Genomic DNA, 388 nt, shown 5'->3' with positions numbered 1-388 from the left:
GGCCGGGAAGAGGTCTGCGTGCGCTGGGGCGAAGGCGCCGAGTGCCGGGTCACCCTGGTCGCCGAATCGTTCGTCCGGCCCCACCTGCTCGCCGACCTCACCGAGGCCATGGCGGTCGAAGGCGCCGAGATCGTCTCCGCGACCGTCGAGCCCCCGACCCAGCAGCAGGTACGGCACACGTACACCGTGCAACTCCCGGACGCCGCCCACCTGCCCGCGCTGATGCGCGCCATGCGCAAGGTCGCCGGGGTCTACGACGTCAGCCGCGCCCAGCCCCAGACCTCCGGCGCCTGACCGGGTCCCCGGCCGCGACCGGCGCCCCGCGCGAGCGGGCCGGGCGGTTCATGCCGCTCGCGCGTGGGGGCGGGTCGCGGGTGAAGGGCGGTCG

Annotated in this window: 1 protein-coding gene; it reads left to right on the top strand. The window is 76.0% G+C overall.

The window, feature by feature from the left end; genetic code table 11:
• Positions 1-294, top strand: a 294-nt coding sequence (locus G3I53_RS26755; protein ID WP_343240697.1) for an ACT domain-containing protein, incomplete at its 5' end; no start/stop codon positions are given.
• Positions 295-388: the final 94 nt, after the last annotated feature.

This window comes from Streptomyces sp. SID14436 (assembly GCF_010548465.1).
In the GTDB taxonomy this organism is placed as follows: Bacteria; Actinomycetota; Actinomycetes; order Streptomycetales; family Streptomycetaceae; genus Streptomyces.
Note: the sequence above shows the minus strand (reverse complement) of the source record. Positions and strands in the feature narration are given on the sequence as shown.